The 21,644-nt window shown below is 70.3% G+C and carries 17 protein-coding genes, 1 tRNA gene and 1 pseudogene; 11 read left to right on the plus strand and 8 right to left on the minus strand.

Annotated elements, in window-relative coordinates:
- Positions 1-212 precede the first annotated feature (212 nt).
- Together ABGB05_RS16500 and ABGB05_RS16505 are read left to right on the plus strand one after the other, a co-directional pair.
- Positions 213-1,568, plus strand: a complete 1,356-nt coding sequence (locus ABGB05_RS16500) for an MmgE/PrpD family protein (RefSeq protein WP_347654279.1) — start codon at positions 213-215, stop codon at positions 1,566-1,568.
- Complete coding sequence (locus tag ABGB05_RS16505; RefSeq protein WP_347654280.1) at positions 1,565-2,134, plus strand: helix-turn-helix domain-containing protein; 570 nt, start codon at positions 1,565-1,567, stop codon at positions 2,132-2,134. Before ABGB05_RS16500 ends, ABGB05_RS16505 begins: the two co-directional genes overlap by 4 nt.
- Here ABGB05_RS16505 and ABGB05_RS16510 read toward each other — a convergent pair.
- From ABGB05_RS16510 to ABGB05_RS16520, 3 genes are read right to left on the minus strand one after another with little or no spacing between them, the layout of a single operon-like run.
- Entirely contained in the window at positions 2,110-2,784 is a 675-nt protein-coding gene (locus ABGB05_RS16510) for a response regulator transcription factor (RefSeq protein ID WP_347654281.1), read from the minus strand. The two genes, ABGB05_RS16505 and ABGB05_RS16510, sit on opposite strands and share 25 nt — an antisense overlap.
- Entirely contained in the window at positions 2,781-3,935 is a 1,155-nt protein-coding gene (locus ABGB05_RS16515) for a histidine kinase (protein ID WP_347654282.1), read from the minus strand. The genes ABGB05_RS16510 and ABGB05_RS16515 overlap by 4 nt, the downstream gene beginning before the upstream one ends.
- Positions 3,932-4,861: a type II CAAX endopeptidase family protein gene (locus ABGB05_RS16520; protein WP_347654283.1), complete on the minus strand. Its 930-nt coding sequence runs from the start codon at positions 4,859-4,861 to the stop codon at positions 3,932-3,934. The genes ABGB05_RS16515 and ABGB05_RS16520 overlap by 4 nt, the downstream gene beginning before the upstream one ends.
- Positions 4,862-5,069: 208 nt before the next feature.
- Between ABGB05_RS16520 and ABGB05_RS16525 the strand changes: the two genes are divergently transcribed.
- Both ABGB05_RS16525 and ABGB05_RS16530 read left to right on the plus strand, forming a co-directional pair.
- Entirely contained in the window at positions 5,070-5,852 is a 783-nt protein-coding gene (locus ABGB05_RS16525) for a hypothetical protein (protein WP_347654284.1), read from the plus strand.
- Between the two features lie 216 nt (positions 5,853-6,068).
- The gene (locus ABGB05_RS16530) at positions 6,069-6,677 is read left to right on the plus strand and encodes a GNAT family N-acetyltransferase (protein WP_347654285.1); all 609 of its coding nucleotides are present in this window, start codon (positions 6,069-6,071) and stop codon (positions 6,675-6,677) included.
- Between the two features lie 94 nt (positions 6,678-6,771).
- On the opposite strand, the gene ABGB05_RS16535 is transcribed toward ABGB05_RS16530, so the two are convergent.
- Both ABGB05_RS16535 and ABGB05_RS16540 read right to left on the minus strand, forming a co-directional pair.
- The gene (locus ABGB05_RS16535) at positions 6,772-10,116 is read right to left on the minus strand and encodes a S8 family serine peptidase (RefSeq protein ID WP_347654286.1); all 3,345 of its coding nucleotides are present in this window, start codon (positions 10,114-10,116) and stop codon (positions 6,772-6,774) included.
- A 125-nt stretch (positions 10,117-10,241) separates the two neighbouring features.
- The gene (locus tag ABGB05_RS16540) at positions 10,242-12,218 is read right to left on the minus strand and encodes a serine hydrolase domain-containing protein (RefSeq protein ID WP_347654287.1); all 1,977 of its coding nucleotides are present in this window, start codon (positions 12,216-12,218) and stop codon (positions 10,242-10,244) included.
- Between the two features lie 176 nt (positions 12,219-12,394).
- Here ABGB05_RS16540 and ABGB05_RS16545 point away from each other — a divergent pair, with 176 nt between their 5' ends.
- Together ABGB05_RS16545 and ABGB05_RS16550 are read left to right on the plus strand one after the other, a co-directional pair.
- Positions 12,395-13,639, plus strand: coding sequence for a histidine kinase (locus tag ABGB05_RS16545; protein ID WP_347654288.1), 1,245 nt, complete (start codon positions 12,395-12,397; stop codon positions 13,637-13,639).
- Positions 13,636-14,289 (plus strand): response regulator transcription factor, encoded by a 654-nt coding sequence (locus tag ABGB05_RS16550; RefSeq protein WP_347654289.1) that lies wholly within the window; start codon positions 13,636-13,638, stop codon positions 14,287-14,289. The genes ABGB05_RS16545 and ABGB05_RS16550 overlap by 4 nt, the downstream gene beginning before the upstream one ends.
- 325 nt (positions 14,290-14,614) lie before the next feature.
- Here the strand turns inward: ABGB05_RS16550 and ABGB05_RS16555 are convergent.
- Positions 14,615-14,687 (minus strand) — tRNA-Arg (locus ABGB05_RS16555).
- A gap of 516 nt (positions 14,688-15,203) precedes the next feature.
- Here ABGB05_RS16555 and ABGB05_RS16560 point away from each other — a divergent pair.
- The 3 genes from ABGB05_RS16560 to ABGB05_RS16570 all read left to right on the plus strand — a co-directional run bounded on the left by ABGB05_RS16560 (position 15,204) and on the right by ABGB05_RS16570 (position 16,786).
- Entirely contained in the window at positions 15,204-15,731 is a 528-nt protein-coding gene (locus ABGB05_RS16560) for a DUF6244 family protein (RefSeq protein ID WP_347654290.1), read from the plus strand.
- 164 nt (positions 15,732-15,895) lie between these two features.
- Positions 15,896-16,318 (plus strand): hypothetical protein, encoded by a 423-nt coding sequence (locus ABGB05_RS16565; protein ID WP_331215302.1) that lies wholly within the window; start codon positions 15,896-15,898, stop codon positions 16,316-16,318.
- A gap of 3 nt (positions 16,319-16,321) precedes the next feature.
- Complete coding sequence (locus ABGB05_RS16570; RefSeq protein WP_347654291.1) at positions 16,322-16,786, plus strand: SitI3 family protein; 465 nt, start codon at positions 16,322-16,324, stop codon at positions 16,784-16,786.
- Between the two features lie 73 nt (positions 16,787-16,859).
- Here the strand turns inward: ABGB05_RS16570 and ABGB05_RS16575 are convergent, their stop codons facing one another.
- Positions 16,860-17,819: an FAD-dependent oxidoreductase gene (locus tag ABGB05_RS16575; RefSeq protein WP_347654292.1), complete on the minus strand. Its 960-nt coding sequence runs from the start codon at positions 17,817-17,819 to the stop codon at positions 16,860-16,862.
- Positions 17,820-18,194: 375 nt separating this feature from the next.
- Here ABGB05_RS16575 and ABGB05_RS16580 point away from each other — a divergent pair, with 375 nt between their 5' ends.
- Together ABGB05_RS16580 and ABGB05_RS16585 are read left to right on the plus strand one after the other, a co-directional pair.
- Entirely contained in the window at positions 18,195-19,313 is a 1,119-nt protein-coding gene (locus tag ABGB05_RS16580) for a hypothetical protein (RefSeq protein WP_347654293.1), read from the plus strand.
- On the plus strand, positions 19,313-21,388 hold the full coding sequence (locus ABGB05_RS16585) for a hypothetical protein (RefSeq protein ID WP_347654294.1): 2,076 nt from the start codon (positions 19,313-19,315) through the stop codon (positions 21,386-21,388). The genes ABGB05_RS16580 and ABGB05_RS16585 overlap by 1 nt, the downstream gene beginning before the upstream one ends.
- A 138-nt stretch (positions 21,389-21,526) precedes the next feature.
- Here ABGB05_RS16585 and ABGB05_RS16590 read toward each other — a convergent pair.
- Positions 21,527-21,644, minus strand: a pseudogene (locus tag ABGB05_RS16590) (IS5/IS1182 family transposase); the annotation flags it as partial.

The following is a 21,644-nucleotide window of genomic DNA, read 5'->3' on the forward strand; positions in this document are numbered from 1 at the left end:
GCCGGAGCCACCGTGCCGGCCGGTTGCCCGGACGTCAGCCACCCAGTGTGGCCGCATCTGCGGTGACCTGCCCGTTGTGTGCAGTCGGTCACGCCCAGCCAGCAACGGACAACTACGGAAAGGGACATAAAGGAAAACTTCGCACGCGAACAACTGCGTCTGTGATTCAAATGATAGTAATAACTCTCATTTGAGAGGGCATACTCCCAGTTATGCGCCATGACACAACCGTCGCGGCTCGGCTCGCCCACCGGGTGACCGGGCTGCGGTTCGACGACCTGCCCGCCGAGGTGGTCGAACACACCAAGCTGCTGATCCTCGACCAGATCGGCGTCCAGGTGTTGGGCACGACGCTGCCCAACATGCAGCCGATCCGGCGCGCGGCCGCCGCCGTCCCCGGGCCAGGGCAGAGCACGGTGACCGGCGGCGGCCTGACGGACGCCGCGCAGGCCGCCTACGTCAACGGCGCGCTCGGCCACAGCTGTGAGTACGACGACGCCCACGCGGCCGCCTGGCACACCAGCTCCACGGTGGTGACCGCCGCCCTCGCACTCGCCGAACGCGAGGGCGTGGACGGCCGCGAAGTGATCACCGCTGTCGCCGCGGGTGTCCAGGTGATGGGCGTGCTCGGCGCGGTGACCACCGGCGGCATGGTCGCCGCCGGCTGGCACGGGTCCAAGGTGCTGGGCGTATTCGGCGCCGCCGCGGCCGCCGGCCGGATCCTCGGCCTGTCCCCGGCCGAGCTCACCGAGGCGTTTGGCATCGCCGGCAGTGACGCCTCCGGAACCATGGAGTACGACCGCAGCGGCGGCGAGGTGAAACGGCTGCACGCCGGGTCGGCGGCCCGAGCCGGTGTCGAGGCGGCGCAGCTGGCCCGGCTCGGGCTGACCGGGCCGGCCACCATCTTCGAGGGACATCGCGGCGTGTTCCGGCTCTTCGCCCAGGCCGAGGGCCCGGTGCCGGAGGCCGCCTGGGACCACTGGCAGATCCTCGACACGATCTTCCGCTTCTACCCGATGGTGGGCACGGTGCACGCCCCGCTCGACGCCGTCCGGCACCTGCGGGAAACCCACGCCGTCGACACCACACAGATCCGTCGGATCCGGATCGGGCTCGTCGACTTCGCGGTCGGCCACGGTGCCGCCATCACCCGTCCGACCGACGCGATCTCCGCGCAGTTCAGTCTCGCCTTCGGGGTCGGGCTGCAGTTCGTCACCGGCGGCAACGCACCCGCCGACTACTTCGACCCGGCCCGGTGGAACGATCCCCGGATCCTCGCGGTCGGTGACCTGGTCGAGCCGTACGCGATGCCCATCCCGGCCGGAGATCCGATCTTCAGCGCCCGGGTCGACGTCGAACTCCACGACGGCACACGTCTCGGCCACTACCAGGCCGGTTTCCGGGGGCACCCCACACGTCCGGCCACCAGGGCGGACATCGAGGAGAAGTTCCACACCAACGTGACCGCCGTCCTCGGCACGGAGAACGCCCAGGCCGTCATGGCGGCCGTGGCAGCACTCGACAGTCTGACCGACGTCGCCCCCCTGACCAGGCAGCTTCGCCGGTGACCGGATTGCGTAGGGACGCCGAGGCCAACCGCGCCCGGTTGCTGGAAGCAGCCGAGCGGGTCTTCTCGCAACGTGGCGTCGACGCCAGCCTGGAAGACGTCGCCCGCGCCGCAGGCATCGGCCCCGCCACCCTCTACCGGCGCTTCGGCAACAAACAGACGCTGGTACGGCAGGTGCTGGACGCCTTCTTCGGCCGGCTGGTGGAACTGGCCGATGAGGCGCTCGCCGAACCCCCGGACCGATGCCTCGACCGTTACCTGGAGACGGTCGGCTACGAACTGGCCGCCAGACGCGGCTTCATGCACGGCATGTGGGGCGACCTGGCACCGGCCGAACTCATCGCGGACCTCAGAACCCGGACCGCACAGCTGCTGGACCGCGCCAAGCACGGCGGTGGCATCAACGAGCAGGTCACCGTCGACGACATCGCGGCCGTGGTCTGGGCATTGCGCGGCATCATCCACGCCGGCGAACAGGCCGCGCCCGACGTCTGGCGTCGGCACCTGACGTACGTCCTGGCTGGCTTCCGGGTTGCTCCGGCTCAGGTGACCAGGCCCCGGCGGTAGGCGTAGACCACCGCCTGCACCCGGTCGCGCAGGTCGAGCTTGGTGAGGATCCGCGACACGTACGTCTTCACCGTCTCGTGGCTGATCACCAGGGTCGCGGCGATCTCGCCGTTGGACAGACCATTGGCGATCAGGCGCAGCACCTCCAGTTCGCGGGGAGTCAACGCCACGTCGTCCCGACCGGTGTCGGCGGGCCGGATCCGCGCCGCGTACCGGCCGACGAGCTGCCGGGTCACCTCGGGCGCCAACAGCGCGGCACCGGACGCGACGGTGCGGATGCCGTGCAACAGTTGCGCCGGTGGGGCGTCCTTGAGCAGAAAGCCGCTCGCCCCGGCCCGCAACGCCTCGTAGACGTACTCGTCGAGGTTGAACGTCGTCACCACGAGCACCTTGACCGGCTGGGCGACCCCGACACCGGCCAGCCGGCGGGTCGCCTCGATGCCGTCGAGCACCGGCATCCGGACGTCCATCACCACCACATCCGGACGCAGCCGGGCGGCGAGGTCGACCGCGGCGCGGCCGTCGCCGCACTCGCCCACCACCGCCAGGTCCGGCTGCGCGTCGATGATCGTGGTGAATCCGGTACGGATCAACGCCTGGTCGTCACAGACCAGCACCCGGATCGGCTCCGTCCCGGTCGGCTCGCTCACGGTCGGCTCCCGGTGGGGATGCGGGCGCGCACGACAAAGTCGCCGCCGACCTCCCGGGCCGCGCTGAACTCGCCGCCGAGCACGTCGACCCGTTCCCGGAGCCCGGCCAACCCCCGCCCGCTGCCGCCGGGGGACGCGCTGCGCGTACCGGTGCCGTCGGTGCTGACCTCCACTGTCGTCTCCTTCTCGCCGTGTCGCACGTGCACCCGGGTACGGCTGCCGTGGGCATACTTGAGGGCGTTCGTCAGCGCCTCCTGCACCACCCGGTACGCCGTGACCTCGGCACTGCCGGTGACCTGCGCCGGCGTGCCCTCCTCGGTGAACTCCACCGGCTGCCCCGCCCGCCGGGTCTGCTCCACCAACGCGTCCAGTTCGCCGACAGCCGGCGTACGCGGCTCGGTGCCGTGGTCGGGGTTGAGCAGGTCGAGCAGGTGCCGCAGGTCGGTGATGGCCCGCCGGCCGGTGTCGGTGATCGCGGTCAGGGTCGAGTCGAGGCGGTCGGGGGCGGCGGTCAGGTACCGTGCCGCCTCGGCCTGCACCACCATCGCCGTCACGTGGTGCGTCACGACGTCGTGCAGCTCCCGGGCGATCCGGGTACGTTCGGCGGTCCGGGTGGTCTCCGCGACCCGCTGTCGGCGCTCCGCCTCGGCCTGCCGGGTCAGCCGCAGCCAGGCCCCGACGCCCCAGGCGACGGCCAGCATCAGGTAGAAGGTCCCGAACCCGAGCAGGCCCTCGGTCGACCCCTGCCGGTGGAGTGTGAAGGCCAGTGGCAGGTACGCGGCGGAGAGCAGGACCACTGTCGTACGCCGGTGGTGGTCCAGGTGGGCGCCCGCGCTCAGCAGCGCGAAGAAGAGCGCGGTGCCCGCGACCGTGTGGTAGGCACGAAGCTGGTCGACGGCGAAGCCGAGCGAAACCAGTGCGAGACAGACCGCCGGCCACCGACGGCGTACGACCAGCGGCAGACACTCCAGGGCGAGCACCACGACGGTCAGCCTGTCCATCGGCCGGGTCGGCAGGTCGCCGAGCTGCGTACCCCGGTTGTGCAGGGCTGGCACCAGCGAGACGACGACAAGGAACAGTGCGAGCGGGAGATCCCGGACCGTGACGTCGCAGCGCCGCCACAGGTCCGGAAATCCCCGAACGTCGATCACCGGAGGACTGTAGCGGTCGACCCGCCGCCGGTCGGCGGGACGCCGGCCGACTCGTCGGCGACGGTCGCCGGGACGCCGGTCGACTCGTCGGCGTTTGACTCGGCGCCGGTCGCCGGGGCGCCGGCCACGCGGCGGCGACGCGGGACGAGGTGGCCCCGGCGGTGCGCCAGCCACAGGAACACCAGGGTCAGCGCCAGGCCGGCGCCCACCGTGTACAGGCTGCCCTCCGGTCCGAAGTCACCGCCGGTGAGCAGGGCCGGCCCCGAGGTGGAGGACTCCAGCAGACCCGTCGACTCGCGGTTGCCGGAGACCACGGCGCTGAAGATGCCGCCGGCGGCGAAGTTCCAGCCGAAGTGCAGACCGATCGGCACCCAGAGGTTGCGGGTGGCGGCGTAGCAGGCGGCGAGCATCAGGCCGGCGGAGAGTGCGATGGCGGTCGCACCCCACAGGGTGGCGCCCGGGTTGAAGAGGTGCATCAGGCCGAACACCACACCGCTGAGCAGCAGGGCGAGCCAGGTGCCGGTACGTTCCTCGACGATCCGGAACAGGACGCCACGGAAGAGCAGTTCCTCGGTGGTCGCGGCGGCGGCCATGAAGCCGAATATCGCCACCGCGCCGGTCACCGAGCCCAGGCCGTGGACCCGGTAGCCGCCGAGGAAGGCGATGTTGAGGATGACCGCCCCGAACATCCCGACCCCGATCAGCGTCCCCCGGACGACCCGTCCGGCGGCACCGGCCCGGGCCAGTTCGGTGACGGCGCGACGTTCGGTACGCCGTACCACCCACCGGTAGACGAGGACCGCGAGTACGGCGGTCACGGCCCCGACAGCCAGCGTCAGCCAGGGGTTTCCCCGCATCGTGGCGGCGGCCTGACCGCCGACGAGGGCGACCGCCGCGACGGCCAGGAACTGCTTCACCAAACGCATCGAACGACTCCTTCGAGCAGGTCGGCGGCGGGGTGCCGCGACCACGTCGAACGTTATGGATCCGGCGGCCGGGAATCGTCACCACAGAGAGGACATTCGCGGGTAGCTCGCCCGGGGGACAGGAGGCGTCCATCGGGTGTCCAACTGCGGACTCACGTCCTGCTGAAGACCTTCCGGTGCGGAGCGGCCGATCCCTAGGATCAGGGTGATGACCTCGGATTCGCCGGCACCGGCCAGCCCGCGCGTACAAACCGGCTGCGCCGGGCCGGTCGATGCCTGGCTGCTGCCGCGCCTGCAGATGCGGTTCCGACCGGTGTCGACAGCGGCTGATCCGCCGGTGGCCCGGCTCGGCGGCCAGCCAGCCTGGTTGGCGACACCCACCTGGCCGCTGTCGCGCGCGCTCAACTCACCGATGAGGTTCGTCGGGCAGTTTCCCGTACCCGGGCCGGAATCACGGATCGCCTACCTGTTCGTGGCCGACGACGACAACGGGATGGTCGAGACGTTCGAGCCCGAGGCCGGGGAGAACGCCCTGCTGGTCCAACCCGGTGGCGTCGTCCCGGACTTCGTCACCGTCACCGACGCGGCCACCGGCCCGTCACTGTGGCGGCGCGGTGCGACCTGGCAGGATCGGGTCCCCGTCCAACTGGCCGTGGACCTCACGCCGATGGACCCGGCTGCCGAGGCGGTGCTCGACGCGGAGATCGACCGCCGACAGGCCGAAGACGGGGATCTCCTCGACGACCTGTCGGATCTCGACGGGTCGGCGACCGACCCGATCCCCCCGTACAGCTATCTGGGCGGCAGGATGCACCTGTGGCAGCCGCACCTCCCGCAGCTTGCCGGCGACTGGCGGTTCTTCTTCCAGTTGGACGGCGGCGAGGGGCAGGGCCCCGACGACCCGTACGCGCTCAACTTCGGCGGCGGCACCGGCTACGCCCTCCTCAGCCCCGACCGCCGCGAGGGCCGGTTCTTCTGGGACTGTGTCTGAGCGCCGGTTACCCCGGTTGCCGTACGTCTCCGCAACAATGCCTTCGTGGCGGCTGATCCCCTGCTGACCCGGGCGCGCCGAATCTGGGTCGAACTGGCCGGCGCCCCCGTGAAGTTTCCGTCCCAGGGGTCGGCCGTGGTGGTTTCGGCAGCATCACTGCTGTCTCCCCCGGGTTGGATTGGAATCGTCGGGTTGGGCGACGGAGCGATCGGCACCGTGCCGACAGGCGATCTGGCGGTGTCCGTACGGGAAGCCTTTGCCCAGCTGCCTGTCCCGGCGTTGACCGATCCCGCGCGGCTGGGTGCCGTACTGCCGCTCGCCGGGGTCCTGGGCCCGGCGACCCTCGCCTACTGCGACGAGCACGGCTTCCGACCGGACACCCGGGAGGTGACCGCGGAACTGCCCGCCGTCCACGGGGATCTCGCCGCTTTCCTCGCCTCGGTCCCCGTGGACGAGGCCGAGGAGTCCGGGCTGGCGGGCATCACGTCGCCCGCGTTTGTCGTCCGTGCCGGGGCCCGCCTCGTGGCCGCGGCCGGTTACCAGCGCTGGCCCGGGAACGTGGCCCACGTGTGCGTACTGACGGCACCGTCCGAGCGGGGACGCGGCCACGCCCGGGTCGTCGCCAGCGCGGCCGTCACACACAGCCTGGCCGGCGGGATGCTGCCCCAGTGGCGGGCCCGACCGGAACCCTCACGCCGCGTCGCGCGGACGCTGGGCTTCCGCGAACTCGGCGTCCAGTTGAGTATCCGGGTACGTCAGCCCGCCGTCGGCTCCACGGCTGGCCGATCGCACCGGTGTGGCCGGCACCCGGCCGTGCACGACTGACGGCGTACCCCCTCAACAGCTGGTAGAGCGCGGCTCTGACGGGCGACGACCGCCGGTGGGCGACGCGAACGTCGCCCACCGGCGGAGCCGACGGTCAGTTCGCCAGGCGGTACGCCCGGATGATCGTCTGCTGCACGGTGTTGCCGGCGGTGTCGGCCGCGGCGGCCCGCAACGAGACGAAGCCGGCACCGGTCGGGTGGGTGAGGATCGCGACCCGCTCCGCGCCGGTGCCGACCAGCCGCACCGGCCGCCAGGACCGACCGTCGTCGTAGGAGACGTCGACGGTCAGGCTGGCACATCCGGCCGGATCCGCGCCGGCCTGACGCTGCACCCGGACCGGGATCCGGAACTCCCGGCCGGCCGGAGCGGCGTTCCGCCCGTCGAGGTCGGGGGCGAACCGCACCGCCTGCACCGGCAGGTGCTGGACCTCACCGTCGGCCGGCCGCCCGGACCGGAACGTCCAGCTGGCACTGACCCGGGTGGAGAGCTGGGCTGCCGCCGGGCGTTCCGCCTCGACCGTGAAGCGGTAGTTCGCCGCCGCCGCCGGCAGGTCGTAGTCGCCGTAGGCGTTCGGCAGGACCTCCCGGCCGTCCCGGAACAGGACCAGGCGCTGCGCGGCCAGGTCGGCAAAACCGGCGTGCCCGGGCGCCTGGTCGCTGAAGATCGGCGGGACCAGCCAGAACTGGTTCCCGGTCCGGGACATCCACAGGTCCTCGTGCCCGGCGGGGGCGGGGAAACCGGGCCCGAACGGCGCCTGCTGCCACCGCTGCACCATCGGTCCGGCCGGGTACGCCGTCGGCTCGGACTCCTGCCCAGGATCGTCGTTGCCGTAGACGGACGCCGACCACCGCACCCCGGTTTCGGTGCTGTAGTACTCGGTCCGTTCCGCCGGCACCGCGACGGAGGTGCCGAGCGCCCAGGCGTCGACGTACCCCGGCACCGACGAGCTGATGACTTTGTCCAGCCGGGTGCCGGGATACTCGGTGACATGCCGGGCCTGGACCACCGCCAGGTCGGACTCCCGGACCTGACGTTCGAAGCCGCTCGGCAGCCGCCCCGGCGGATACCAGGCCAGGTGGTAGAGGCGTGCCCCGTCCCCCAGGTCGCCGGCGGGACCGTTCTCCCCCCACCAGCTCAGCACCCGGCCCCGCATCTCGGCCGCCGGCAGCGCCGCGCCCAGGTGGGCGGTGTACAACCCGGTGAAGCCGGCGAAGGAGCTCACCGAGGCGGAAAGCTCGGTCCCGTCCGACAGTTCACGGAAGAACCCGACAACCGAACCCATCGGTCGCGCCCCCTCCCTCGGCACCGTCACACTCGCCGCCGGCCGGGCCGCCCGGGCGTCCAGGGTCAGCGTGGCGTCGGAGGTCAGCGCCAGCTCCGGACGGGTCAACAGACTGACACTGCCGTCGCCGCCGGTACGGATGGTGCTGGTCAGGTGGTAACGGCCCCGGGGGAGTCGTACGGTGACCGTGCCGTCCGCGTCGTAGAGCATCGTCGACGTCGGCACGTCCACCCCGTCCAGAGTGGACATGAAGTCGACCGGGACGTCGCCGGCCCGGTCCAGATGGCTCAGCGTGAGGTTGTAGCTCTCCGGCTCCCGCTCGACGGTGACCAGGGTCCGCAGCGTCTGCCCGGCGCCGGCGGCCACGACCCTGCCGACGTACACCCCGTCCGGGGCCGATCGGCGGGTGTCCGCGCTGAGGGTGGCGGTGGCCGAGCCACCCGCCGGAACGGTGAGCCGGCTCGGGCTGACCTCGAACATGCCGGCCGGAGCCGGGACGCCGCCCGGACCGTCGGCCTGGACCGTCAGGGACAGGGTCAAGGGCTCCGCGCCGCTGTTGTGGTAGGTCAGCTCACGGGTCGTCGGGGCGTCGTCGGTGTGCGGCCACGCCGGCCGGCCGAGGTCCACCACCGCCGGCACCACCCGCAGCGGACGCGTCGCGGCGGCCGCGACGTCGAGCCGACCGGCACCCTGGGCGTAGAAGCCCAGGTCCGGGTTCGGTACCGCCGCGCCGACAAGCGTCGCCTTCAACTCGGCCGCCCGCCAGTCCGGATGCTGGCCGGCCAGCAGCGCCGCCGCACCGGCGACGTGCGGAGTCGCCTGCGACGTGCCGGAAATCGTGGTGTACGACTCGTCGACCGGCTCCAACGGCTCGGAACGGGCCGCCCGGGCGGCGACAATGCCCACCCCCGGGGCGGTGATCTCGGGCTTGATCGCCCCACCACCGGTCCGGGGCCCCTGGCTGGAGAAGTCCGCGAGCCGGTCGTCCCGGTCCACCGCACCGACGGCGAGGGCCGCGTCCGCGCTCGCCGGCGAGCTGACCGTACCCGGCAGGCCGTCGTTGCCGGCCGCCGCCACGAACAGGGTGCCGTGCGCGGCGGTCAGCCGGTTCACCGCCTCCTCCAGCGGATCCAGGTCGTAACCGTCCGTACCACCCAGGCTGAGGTTGACCACCGTGGCCCCGTGCGTGGCCGCCCACTCCATCCCGCCGATGATCGCGGAGTCCGGGCAGCCGGCCGTCCCGCACACCTTGCCGACCAACAGGGTCGCCTCCGGGGCGACACCCCGGTACCGGCCCTGCGACGCCGCACCGGACCCGGCCACGATCGACGCCACGTGCGTACCGTGCCCGTCGACGTCGTCGGCGTCCGGGTCGTCGGTGAAGTTGCGGACCTCGGCGATCCGCCCGGCGAAGTCGGGGTGACCCGCGTCGATGCCGGTGTCGAGTACGGCGACCCGCACACCCCGACCGGTCTGCCCGGTCTGCCACACCGACGGTGCCCCGACCTGCGCCACACTCCGGTCCAGACTCGGGGTACGCCGGCCGTCCAGCCAGATCCTCGGCAACTCGGTTCCGGGCTGCGCCGACCGCAGGTTCGCGCCCGCCGTGACCGACGCCCAGAACCGGCCGCTGGTCGACTTCGGCACCCGGACCGCCCGCGCGCCGAGACTCGGCAGCTCCCGCACCGTCGACCCGCCCACCTCGGACGACCGGACGGCATCCCGGGACTCGTCGCCGGCGACAATCAGGGGCAGGTCCCGGGTTGCCGCGTCGTCGTACCGCATCCGGAGCAGGGTCGGTACGTCGAACAGGCGACTGTCGACCCGGCCCGAACCGACCAGCCCGAGCGCGTCGGCAGGGACGACAAGATCCTGGTGCCGGGACCGCTGCTGGTGAAAGACCATGCCCTGGCGCCCGGGACCGGGCTCCACCGTGTAGGTCCCGCCGTCGTGGACCCGTACCCGATCGCCGGTCACCAGGGTGAGAACCCGGTCGTCAACCTTCCTGGCGACGGGGGTCTTGCTGGCGGCGAGGGGTCTGTTGGAGCCGGCGGGTGCCGCGGCGGCACCCGGCCCCACGCTCACGTCGACCGCCGTCAGGGCCAGGCACAACACGAGGGCCGTGCCCCGGCGCGCCGCCGATTTCCATCTGCTCATACTTCTCCGATCCACACGTGCGGTTCGGAAGTAGAACGCGACGGTCAACCGGGACGCTGCCTGCCGGACGGAACCAGCCCTCAGTGCGATCCTCAGCCGGACGACGCGGCCGTAGCGGGATGCGGTTACGGGAACTGCCAGCCGAGCAGGTTCCACTGCCAGCAGAACCAGGTGACGGCCGTCAGGCCGGCGAGCAGCGTCACCTGATGGATGCGGGCGACGAGACCGGCGCCCGCGCCGCGCCAGGCGCGGACCGTCAGCACCGTCGCGGCCAGGCCGACCACGAGCGCGACCACGGGTACCGCCAGCAACAGTGTGAAGCTGAGGGGCACGTGGTAGAGGAAATCGCCCGTATCGCCGAACAGGGTCACGGCCAGCCCGACGAGGAACACCACCGCCAGGACGGCGGCACCGGCGGCCAGCCCGCGCGCCAGACGCCAACTTCCGGTGGCACGTGCCGGATGCCGGTCCGCCAGACGCCAGCTCCCGGTGGCACCTGCCGGACGTCTGCTGATCCGGCGTACCAGCGCGGCGAGTGGCCGGGCGAGCAGAGCCAGGGTCGGCAGCAGCAGGGCGAGCAGCGCCGCGAGATTCACCGGAAGGGTCTCGGCCGGCGGCATGAGTTCCGCCGCCGACGTGTCGGTGGCCACGTACCGCGTCGCGTCCGGACCGGCAAGAAACACCAGCCGCTCACCGTCCTCCGCGCGGTACAGCCCGTCACCCTGCGGCAGCCACTCTCGTCCTCTGAAGTGGACGGCCCCGGACCGGCCCACGGTGAGCCGGGCCGGGGCGAGCAGCGTGGTCACCTTCTCGATCGACGACATGTTGTGCCGGGTCGGTTTGTAGAACCCGGCCAGCGGCGCGGCTGACCGCGCCGTGCTGACCATCGCTCCGGTCGCATCGCGGGCGCCGGTCGTGGTGCCGTCGGCGGGCGCGAACGTGTCGAAGAACTCGTCAATCAGGTCCTGCATCTCCTCCGCGCCGCCGCCCGGGCTGTTGGTCGTCACGAACAGCCCCAGGTCGCACGCGGGCACGAGCATGAGGATGCTACGGAACCCCTCCCAGCCACCATCGTGCATCAGGACCCGATGCCCGTTGACGGTGCGCTCCCTGAAGCCGTGCGCGTAGCCGTCCAGACGCGGATCGGCCGAAAAGGACCGCTGGTGCATCCGCCCGGTCGTCTCCGGGGAAAGGATCCGCCGTTCACCGAAGCGGCCACCGTGCAGGTGTGCGTTCATGAAGTTCGCCATGTCGGTGGCGGTGGAGGTCACCGACCCGTCCGGCGGCATCCGATCGAAAATGAACGGGTACCTTCGCGGAGGGTCGTTCTCCGTGTCGTAGCTGCGGGCCAGATCTCCGGCGAGCCCCGGCGGTACCGGCTCCGCCGCCGTGCTGTGGGTCATGCCGAGCGGGTCGAAAAGGTGCCGCTGGACGTACCGGTCGTAGGGTTCGCCGCTGACCTGGGCGACGAGGTGACCGGCGAGGGCGGCGCCGTAGTTCGAGTAGGCGGACACCACACCGGGCAGCCGGACCCGGGCGGGCATGTGCGCTGCCAGGTAGCGGTCGAGGGGTGCCACGTCGACGACGTCGCGGGCCGCGATGCCGACGCCCACATCCTCGAAACCCGCCGTGTGGCTCATCAGATGCCGCAGGGTGACCGGCTGCCGGTACGTCGCGGGAACCTTGAACCCGGTCAGGTACCGGTTGACGTCGGCGTCGAGGTCGAGCCGGCCCGCCTCGACCTGCTGCATCACCGCGGTCCAGGTGAACAGCTTCGAGATCGAGGCGATGCGGGTCAGCGAACGCGACGCGTCGAACGGCACGCCACGTTCGAGGTCGGCGACGCCGTACCCCCTGGCAAAGGCTGTGGTGCCACCCGCCGCCACCGACACCGCGGCGCCAGGCACCTTGCTCTCCCGCAGCCGCTCCGGCAAGCGGCTGTCGAAGAACGCGCCCAGCGCCGCCGGGGTGGCACCGCCACAGGCGCCCGGCGCCGCGCGGGCCTGCGTCGCCCCAGCGGTGACGACCCCCGGTATGGCCGCGCAGCCGACCAGGAAAACCAGCAGCGTACGTCCGACGCGTCGAGCGGCGGAAACGGTCATGGCTCCTCCAGACGGTGACTCTCCGAACTGCCCCGGCGATCAGCGTGCCGGCGGCCACCCGACGGGCACATCGCCGCGCGGTCGGCGGCCGTCCCCGCCCAAAGTCGGAGCCGGCCGGTGCACACGGTCGACAAAAGTCGGATCAGCGCTGCGGTCAGGATGTCTACGCTGCTGGTATGCAGGAGCGAGCCATCTGGTCGCGCCGCCTGACCGCCGGTACCCGACCTGCCAGTAACCGCGTCGTCGACGTCGCGGTGGTCGTGGTCTGCCTTGCGCTCACCGGCTTCGCCGTGAAGACGCCCTGGTCACCCCTGCCGGGACCGGTCATCGCGGCCGTCGGCGTACTCGCCAGCGCCGCGATGTGGCCCCGCCGGCGCATTCCGGTGGTCGCCGCCGTCGCGGGCTCGATCGGGTTCGCGCTGGGCGGCAACCCCGGCACCATACTTGTCGGCCTGTACACCGGGGCGCGGTACGCGCCGCGTCGCCAGGTGTGGGTGTGCGGCCTCGCGGCCTGTGCCGGGTACGTCGGGTGGTCGTGGCTGGACCGTAGCGGGTTGCTGTGGGACGACTTCGTCTTCGCACCGTTGGGCGTGGGCCTGGTGGTCCTGGTCGGGATCTACCTGGCGACCCGCGACGCGCTCTTCGACGCGCTGCGGGAACAGGCCCGCCGGGGTGAGGCCGAACGGCTGATGCGGGAAGAGCAGGCCCGGGCGGCCGAACGCACCCGGATCGCGCGAGAGATGCATGACGTGCTGGCGCACAAGGTGTCGCTGATCGCTCTGTACGCCGGCGCGCTGGAACTGCACGCCGGCACCGACAGCCGCCTCCAGGAGGGCACCGCGCTGATCCGGGTGACGGCCCGCAAGGCACTGGCGGAACTACGCGACGTGCTGGGAGTGTTGCGTAACACGGCAGATCGGTCGTCCGGTCCGGACAGCCCGGCGAGCGCCGAGCCGGTGGACCACGGGTTCGCCGATCTGACCGCACTCGTCGACGCGTCCGTGCATGCCGGCCACCCGGTCGAACTGCACGAATCAGCGGGACCACTGCCCGCCGCGACCGCGCGGGTCGTGTACCGCGTCGTGCAGGAAGGGCTGACCAATGCCCACAAACACGCACCCGACGCGCTGACCACCGTGACGGTCGGCCGCACCGACAATGGAAACGTGACCGTGACCGTGCACAACGAGCCCGGCGCCACCCCACTGGAGCTACCCGGCTCGGGACTCGGCCTGGTCGGCCTGGCCGAGCGGATCCGGCTGGTCGGCGGATCGCTGCACGCCGGGCCGATCGCGAACGAGGAGGGCTGGCAGTTGCGCGCCGTCGTACCCTGGCTCGAGTCCAGTCCCGGAGGCATGCCGGCGGTCGATACCGGGGCGGCGGCCACCAGCCTACGGTCGGCAGACGCGGGGACGTCATGATCTCGGTTCTGCTGGCCGACGACGAGGCGCTGGTGCGGGCCGGCCTGCGGCTGATCCTGGAGACCGCCGACGACCTGACCGTCATCGGAGAGGCGGAGAACGGCCGGGCAGCAATTGCCGCGGTGGACCGGCACCGGCCGGACGTCGTACTGATGGACCTCCGGATGCCACACCTCGACGGCCTGGCGGCGACCGCCGCGATCCGGCTCCGCCCACGGCCACCGGCTGTCATCGTGCTCACCACGTTCGACGCCGACGACGACGTCTTTCAGGCGCTCGACGCGGGCGCGACCGGATTCCTGCTCAAGGACACGCCACCCGCGGACCTGCTACGCGCGGTCCGCCTCGCCGCGGCCGGCGACGCGATGCTCTCCCCCGGCGTAACCCGTCGGGTCATCCACCGTTTCACCCTCGAAGACCGGTCCCGGCGCCGCGCCGAGGCGCAACAGCGGCTCCACCGCCTCACCGAACGGGAACGTGCGGTACTCGTCGAAATCGGTTTGGGCCACGCGAACGCAGAGATCGCCCGGATCCTGCACATGAGCGAGGCAACCGTGAAAAGCCACGTGACCCATTTGTTCGAGAAACTGGGCGCCACGAACCGCGTACAGCTGGCGATCGCCGCATTCCGGGCAGGTCTGGTCGAGTAGCACCGCGGCGCCTCAGCCCTGCCGGTGGCGATCGGACCACATCCGCAGCCCCTGTACGGCCCCAGGAATCGTGACAATGGTCGCCGAAGTCTGGTAATCCGGAAGCACCGCCGGCCGGGCCAACGCGGGCCTGATCGGGGCCGCCGTCAGGTTGGAAATTCGTATCCGGCTGCCGGGAACTGTCCGGAGTTCCTGGCCACTGGCGGGGTAGCGGCACCCGTTCCACTCCGCCGGCAACCATCTACGGCACCGATGGAAGGCCCGGCTCTGTGCGCGCGGCCGTCCAGAGGCACAGAGACCATCTACCGCGACCTCTCGAACTGGGTGCCCCCGGCAGGATTCGAACCTGCGACACACGGTTTAGGAAACCGATGCTCTATCCCCTGAGCTACGAGGGCCTGGTGATCCACACTACCTAGCGGCGGCTGTCAGCGTACCGCAGGGAGCCCCGGCGGCGGTCAACGCTGGCACCGCCACCAGCGGACCGCACACCGACCGCACGCGATCAGGCTTTCGCCCGACCGACCACCAGCGGCGAGCACGATCGCGCATCGCCACTCAGCGTCGATCATCGCACCGGAGCACACATCGCACACACGCACGAAGATCATCGATGGCGGCCGGAACGGCACCCTTAGGCGACGTGGATCTTGGAGCGGAGCGGTGTCGGCAGCGTGCAGGCCACCCGACCTGAGCGCCGCCGGCGCCAACGCCAGTTGCCGGCACCCGCAGTGGTGACAGTGGTGGTGGTGACCATCGGACGCCCGACAGACCGGCGGAGACGGCTTGGAGGTCTGCGGGGATTCGTACGATTGACAGCGGACTTCGCTCTACGGCGGTCGTCCCCCCGACCACGTTGCCGGGAGCAGACCGGCTTGCTGATCTCCTGCCCTTCGACGGAGGACTCTGCGAACATGTCGCGAACCGACGCCATCAGCGGCGAACTGCGGTCGATGCGCGCGGGTGTGGACCGAGCCAGGTCGACCGCTTCCGCCACCGCCCAAGAGGCAGAGCAGGTGGCGACGAGGGCCGCAGCCGCAGGATTCAACGGGATCGCCGCCGGCATGTCCCAGGTACGGGTGGCGATCGGAAACATCCAAGCTGGCTTGGGCAACATCGACGGGGCCATCGATCAGGCTTCCACCTCTGTCGTGGCGGTACCCAGAGAAGCCTCACCTGCCGAGGTGGTCGAGGCGCTGAACCGCGCGGCGGACAGGGTGGGTACAGCGCACGACGGAGTTGGTTCCTCTATCGGCGACGTTGAGGAGGCCCGGACACTCGTCGTCCGGGTGCTGCAGGGTGGTGATCCCGGGCCGCTGCTCTCCATGCTCGGAACCATCAAGGAGATCCTGTCGCTGGTGGCTCAACAAGGCAGCGCCGTCAAGCAGTCACTCGCCTCGGCCGTCACCGACGCGCGCCGGACGGGCAACTCGGGAAACTAGGCCGGGCTGGCGGCAACTCGCCGACCAGCCCGACGCCGGTCTCACCTGATGCCTCCGCCGGGCCGACCAGGGCGGCGAACAGCGCCGATCTCGCCTGGAACAGGCAGCCCACCGGCCGACCCGGCGGATCACCGACGGGCTCACGGACCAGGATCGGTGAACGCTTGGACGCCAGTGGGCGCCGTTCGTTGGAACGGGAGAATGAGTGCGCGGACGTGCTGGCCGACCGTGGCTACCACGTCCACCAAAATCCGAGCCGTCGCGAGGTGGCCGAGGCACGGGCACAGACCGGCGATCGCGGAAATCCGGGAAAGGACCCAGACTATCTGGTCGAGGGACACGTTTTCGACTGCTACGCGCCGGGAGAGACGAAGTCGGTACGAGGTGTCTGGAGCGGCGTGCGGGACAAGGTCGAGGACGGGCAGACCGAGCGTGTCGTACTCAATCTCGGTGACTGGCGGGGCGACCTCGATGCCTTGCGGAAGCAGTTCGACGACTGGCCCGTGGACAACCTCAAGGAACTGGTGGCGCTAACGCCAACCGGTAAGCTCGTGAAAATCGTGGCGCACCCCGACGCGAAAGGCTGACAGATGGCTATCGAATACCGGTTGACGCTTGCCGGGAAGATCCCTCTCGATCAGTTGGTCGAGTGTGCAGTGCCAGACCCGGCCGAGCGGCCGACGCCGACCGAGACGCCAGGGCTACTCACCGCCGACCTGCACGATCAGCAGGGGTTCACCCTCATCGTGCGGCCCGGCCAGAACGGGTACTACGAGGCCGAGGACGACGACGCGACGACTTGGGCATGGGAGCCGGACAGCTACGTCAACGTCACATTCCGAATGGCCAAGGAGAGCCCTGTCGAGAAGGGCATTTCCAACATGCTGGCCGTGGTATCCCGCGTACTCACCTGTCGACGAGAGGACGCCGCGCTAATCCTCAACGGCGACGTGCTGCTGTTGACCCGGTTTGACGGGGTTCTCCGGAAGCACCGTCGGGCGTTGTGGTGGGACCACTACGGCTTCACCGACAACGTCCTCGTCCCAGGCGAATGAACTAATCTGTTGCCGCCACCGCAGAGCCGCTGGCCGCGATCCTGCTTAATCATAAGCGATCAATCGATACCCGCTAACCTTGGAGAATTCTTCGGTGGACCTCTGCCGCGCACCCGAAGGAAAGGGATACTCCCGCACCGCCGTGGCCATAGTTATGGATCATCCGTGCGCCATCGAACTCCTGCTCCTCGAGCCGGACGTAGGGCCCTGTCGGACGTAGACCGACTCGGTGCTCGATGACCTGGGCGCCTCGGAGGCGTGGGTCGACCTCGGCGCAGCGGGTGACGATCGCGGCGGCGGTGTCCGGATCTGGTTCCCGGCTCCACTCGCCGGGCTGGGCGGTACCGCCGAGGACGACGGTCTCGCCCTGTGGATAGAAGTGCAGCAGATCGGGCGAAAGGCCGGTGTCCTCGGAAAAGAACTCGCTGATCCCGGGGTTCTCGACCACGACGAGCTGTCCGCGGATCGGTGTCAGGTCAGGGTCGGGCACGAGGTCCCGCGCCCCCATGCCGGCGCAGTTCACAACGACAGGCGCAACCCCAAGGGCCTGGTCGAGCGAGTCGATCCGGCGAATCTCGACGTTGCCGCCGACTGCCTCCAGCCGCCCTCGCAGGTAGCCGAGGTAGACCGGCATGGCGACGATCGGCGCCGCGTACCGCCACCCGATGCCGAAGCCGTCCGGTAGTTCGCTGGCCTCACACATCCGGAATCCGTCGAGCTGATTCCCCCACTCCGGCGGATCAACCGGCTTGCGGGAAGCCTCAACACCGGGGACAAGGCGCACCCCAGTCCTCGCGTCGGTGGCGAGTTTCCGCAGAACCTCAAGGGTCTGGGCACTCCAGAGACGTACCCGGTCGACGGGTTCGACGTGGTACGGACCCCACATCGCCCCGGCGGCGTACGACGTGGTTCGCTCGGGTGGCTCGGCTGCCCAGACCGTGACCCGGAGCCCGGCTTCGGCGAGGCAGACGGCACTGGTCAGGCCAGACACACCAGCGCCGATCACCAAGACGTCGACGTCGCTGCGGCTCATCGATCGACCGTAGTGTCAGGCCCGCTGCCGCGCGAGCGCGTTCTCCAGCTCGGGCAGCAGGTCGGCGACGGCCGGGGGGCGCTTACGGCGGCGGCGTAGGCGTACGCGAGGCGGGACAGCACGGAGGCGTGGACGCTCGCGGGTGAGCGTTCCGCAAGCCGGCGGGCGGCCTCGCCGAGGCAGAGTCCGTCGTCGGCGTCGCCGAGCGGAGCTGCCTGCAATCGAGTCCGCGCCGTTCATGGCATGCGGACAAGGTAGCTGTCCGCATGCGAAGCGTTGTGCGTGGTGCCGTGGTCCGAGTGAATTGATGGACCTGTGCTGCTCCAAGACAGCCGCAGGGACCTCCGGGCTCAACGTGCGGACAAAGGAGCGATCGTGTCGGTCACCCCCAACGCCACACTGGCCAATAGCGCACCCATCACTGTTGGACAGCTCGAACGATGCGCGATACGACACTCCGTACCCGTCGAGGACGCACTCCTGATAGCCGTCAACCTGTACGGGATCTCGTCCGACCAGGACCGGCGTCGCGCTCGGCTCACCGTCCGGCTCACGAGGCAACCGCAGGTGTCGTGGCAGGTGATCGTGCCGCTCAACGCCGACGTTTCGCCGTTCAAGCTGCACGACGGGCACCTCACGCTCCAGGGAAAGCTCGTTGCCCAGGTCGAGCGGATTGACGCCGACGAGGCGGTGGGCGGTTACTTCCGCCGGGGTGGGCGCGCCGCGACCCTGAACCCGAACGCCCGTAGTCGCTGCACCGGGTGCGCGTTCTGCCCCAACACCTTGGAGGCGGCCGCCGATCCCCGACTGACCGAGGACCGAGGGTTGGACGAACTACTCGCTGCACTGGTCGAGCAGCACCCCCGTCGAGACCTCACGGAGCTACGGGAGGTGACGGTTTCGACCGGCTGCTTCGAACGTGAATCATCCGCAGTGCACCATCTGCTCGGACTGCGGGCTGCGCTTGCCCGACACGGAATCTCGGCTCGGATCGGGTTCTTGACGTCGGTCATCCGCAGCCTTGATGCCTTCCAGGAGTTGGCCGCTGGCGTGGCGCCATTCGTGCTTCGGCTGACGGCGGAGTGCTTCACCCGACGGGATCTGCTGCTCAAGGCGAGCAAGGCCGAAGTGTCCAGGGCCGAGATGCCTGGCGTGCTCGTCCGCGCGCGCCAGGCCGGCTTGGATGCGTCGTACACCTATATCGTCGGGCTCGATCCGCTGACCGACCTGGTCGCTGGGATCACCGAACTCGGCCGGCACATCACGGACTTTCCGAACTTCCAGGTGTACCAGGCACATAACTCGATCATGGCCGGTTTGCGGTCGCCGGGAGCGACCGACCTGGAGTTTTATCTGGAGGCGCGGCGTGCCATAGAGGCAGTCATCGGGCCGACAGGTCTCCGACCGGCGGCGTGGGAGTGCTACCGGCCGCTGTGGTACTTCACCTTCGACGGCGAGGCGCTACCCGACTCCTCGGCTCCGGGAGCGGCGTGATGACGGATTTCGCGCAGCTGGCCGACGCTCTCTGGCGCGCTGTCACATATGTAAGCGTGGCGCAACTCCACCTGGAGTCGAACCCGTTGCTGACCGAACCGCTGGTCCCCGAACAGGTCAAGAACCGTCCGTCGGGGCACTGGGGAACGGTGCCGGGCGTCGCGTTCGTCCTGAGCCACGTGATGTTGGCAGGAGCGAGCATCGATGACGAACTCGTGCCAATAATCGGTGCTGGCCACGCTGGCGTCGCCCAGGTCGCGATGGCCTGGCTCACCGGCGATCTTGCCAGGGTACGGCCCCGCTTCGGCGCGGACGCCGAGGGTCTTTCCCGGCTCGTCGCCGCATTTCCCGATCTCGACGGACTCGGTGCCGAGGTGTCACCGTCGTTACCAGGCGGCTGGTACCTCGGCGGGCAAATCGGCGGCGCGCTCGCCTTCGCTCAGGGCGCGGCGCTCGACGCCCCCGATCGGATTCTGGTGCCGGTGCTCGGCGACGGCGAGTGCGAGACGCCGGCAACGGCGGCAGCATGGCTGACCGGCCGCGCGCTGGCCGACCGTACCCGGGTGTTGCCCATCATCCAGGTCAACGGCTTCCGCATGGGGAGCCGGTCGCTCCTCGGAGCGATGGACGATGACGCGCTGCGGGGATACGCCACCGGGCTGGGTTGGCGGTCGAGCGTCGTCCACCTCGACGCAGCGGGTCTCGGGGAACACCAGAGCTTTCGCGCGGCGCTCGTCGCAGCGGTAACCGCGATCCGGGAGCAGCTTCCGACAGCGATATTCCTCCGGTGCACCAAGGGGTGGAGCGGCCCGGCGGAACTGGCGGCGCGCCCGCTCCTGGGCACCCCACTCACCCACAAGACGCCTCTCACGGACCCCCGGCGACACCCGGATCAGCTGGCCACGCTTCGGCAGTGGCTTGCCTCGTACCGCCCGGCGGAGCTCTTCACCGCCAACGGGACCGCGACGGGCGCACTGGCCGAGGCCGTCCGGGTCGTGCAGGGTCGTGTGCGACCACGCCGTACGGCGCGACACGCCTCAGCCGGTGAGCCTCCGCCACCTGTCCGATACGGCAGCTTCGCCAGCGCGGTGACCGCTGTACTCCGGAAGCACGCCGGCGACGGAGACTTCCATCTGTTCAGTCCCGACGAACTGGCATCGAACCGACTGGGCGACCTTGCCCAGGAGCCCTGGGCTACCGAGGTGCTCGCGGAGGAAGTCCTGCTGAGCTGGCTCGCTGGCTGGACTGCCACAGGCCGCCGCGGCCTGCTCGTCTCGTACGAAGCTTTCGCTCCACTGCTGCTGACCGGGCTCGTCCAACTGCTCAAGCAGTACCGGGTCACGGCGGCGTCGGAGAAGAGGCCGAGCCTGAACCTGTTGCTCACCTCGTACGGGTGGCACAACACCTACACCCACGGCGACCCGTCGTTGACGACGGCCCTGCTGGCGACACAAGACCCGGCAGTCCGGGTGCTGACCCCCGCAGATCCGAGTCGGCTCGCAGTGGTGCTCGACCGCGCGCTCAACTCGGTCGGTCAGGTGAACGTCATTCTCGCGGGCAAGCACCCCACCGACGAGCAACCGCTGGAAACCGCCGAGCAGGAGTGCGCCCGTGGCCTGGCGGTCTGGCCGCACACAAGCGACGATGGCGAGCCGGACCTTGTTATTCTCGCCGCTGGTGACCTGCCCGCAACGATCGCCCGCCCCGCGGCACTCGCCCTCAGGCAACGCCGGGGCCTCAGGGTCCGGGTCGTCGGCGTACAGGACTTGACCACCCTCGGAGACCCGGCAATCTGGCCGTCCGGGCTGTCGGCTGCCGAGATTCGGCACTACTTCGGTGCTACCGCGCCACTTGTCATCGCAACGCTCGGCCACCGTGCGGCAGTTTGGGGTCTGATCGAGGGCCGGCTGCGCCGACCGGTGACGGTGATTGGGTGGTGTGAACCGGCTGGGCCAATGTCCCAGCGCCAACTGGCGGAGACCGCCGGAATGGACGTGGCCGGACTATCCGCGGCGGCGGAACGCCTACTGTCAACGGCGGACGAAAATTGGCTCTGGCACAAATTCTGTGATTGATCTTGGCGGCGGCTCACGTGTTGGTCAGGACGCGCTTGCGGAGGAGGTCGAGGTTCGCCCGGCCATACATCTGTCGCTTGATCGTCTTGATGCGGTTGACCTGGCCCTCGACCGGACCTGAACTCCAAGGAGCGATTTTCATCCTGCGTAGCGGTTCGCTTCGACGTGGTGCAGGACGAGGATGGCCTGCACGATCGCGGTGGCGCGGCGCGGGCAGCAGCGCAGCTTGGCCAGGACCTTCCAGGTCTTGAGGGTG

It is taken from the genome of Plantactinospora sp. B5E13, from assembly GCF_039871775.1.
Lineage (GTDB): Bacteria > Actinomycetota > Actinomycetes > Mycobacteriales > Micromonosporaceae > Plantactinospora.

Excerpts from the sequence above, each read along its gene's own strand:
- ABGB05_RS16585 (WP_347654294.1), top strand. The coding sequence starts at position 19,313 with ATGACGGATTTCGCGCAGCTGGCCGACGCTCTCTGGCGCGCTGTCACA.
- ABGB05_RS16545 (WP_347654288.1), top strand. The coding sequence starts at position 12,395 with ATGCAGGAGCGAGCCATCTGGTCGCGCCGCCTGACCGCCGGTACCCGA.
- ABGB05_RS16540 (WP_347654287.1), bottom strand. The coding sequence starts at position 12,218 with ATGACCGTTTCCGCCGCTCGACGCGTCGGACGTACGCTGCTGGTTTTC.
- ABGB05_RS16535 (WP_347654286.1), bottom strand. The coding sequence starts at position 10,116 with ATGAGCAGATGGAAATCGGCGGCGCGCCGGGGCACGGCCCTCGTGTTG.
- ABGB05_RS16550 (WP_347654289.1), top strand. The coding sequence starts at position 13,636 with ATGATCTCGGTTCTGCTGGCCGACGACGAGGCGCTGGTGCGGGCCGGC.
- ABGB05_RS16575 (WP_347654292.1), bottom strand. The coding sequence starts at position 17,819 with ATGAGCCGCAGCGACGTCGACGTCTTGGTGATCGGCGCTGGTGTGTCT.
- ABGB05_RS16570 (WP_347654291.1), top strand. The coding sequence starts at position 16,322 with ATGGCTATCGAATACCGGTTGACGCTTGCCGGGAAGATCCCTCTCGAT.
- ABGB05_RS16525 (WP_347654284.1), top strand. The coding sequence starts at position 5,070 with ATGACCTCGGATTCGCCGGCACCGGCCAGCCCGCGCGTACAAACCGGC.
- ABGB05_RS16560 (WP_347654290.1), top strand. The coding sequence starts at position 15,204 with ATGTCGCGAACCGACGCCATCAGCGGCGAACTGCGGTCGATGCGCGCG.
- ABGB05_RS16520 (WP_347654283.1), bottom strand. The coding sequence starts at position 4,861 with ATGCGTTTGGTGAAGCAGTTCCTGGCCGTCGCGGCGGTCGCCCTCGTC.
- ABGB05_RS16500 (WP_347654279.1), top strand. The coding sequence starts at position 213 with ATGCGCCATGACACAACCGTCGCGGCTCGGCTCGCCCACCGGGTGACC.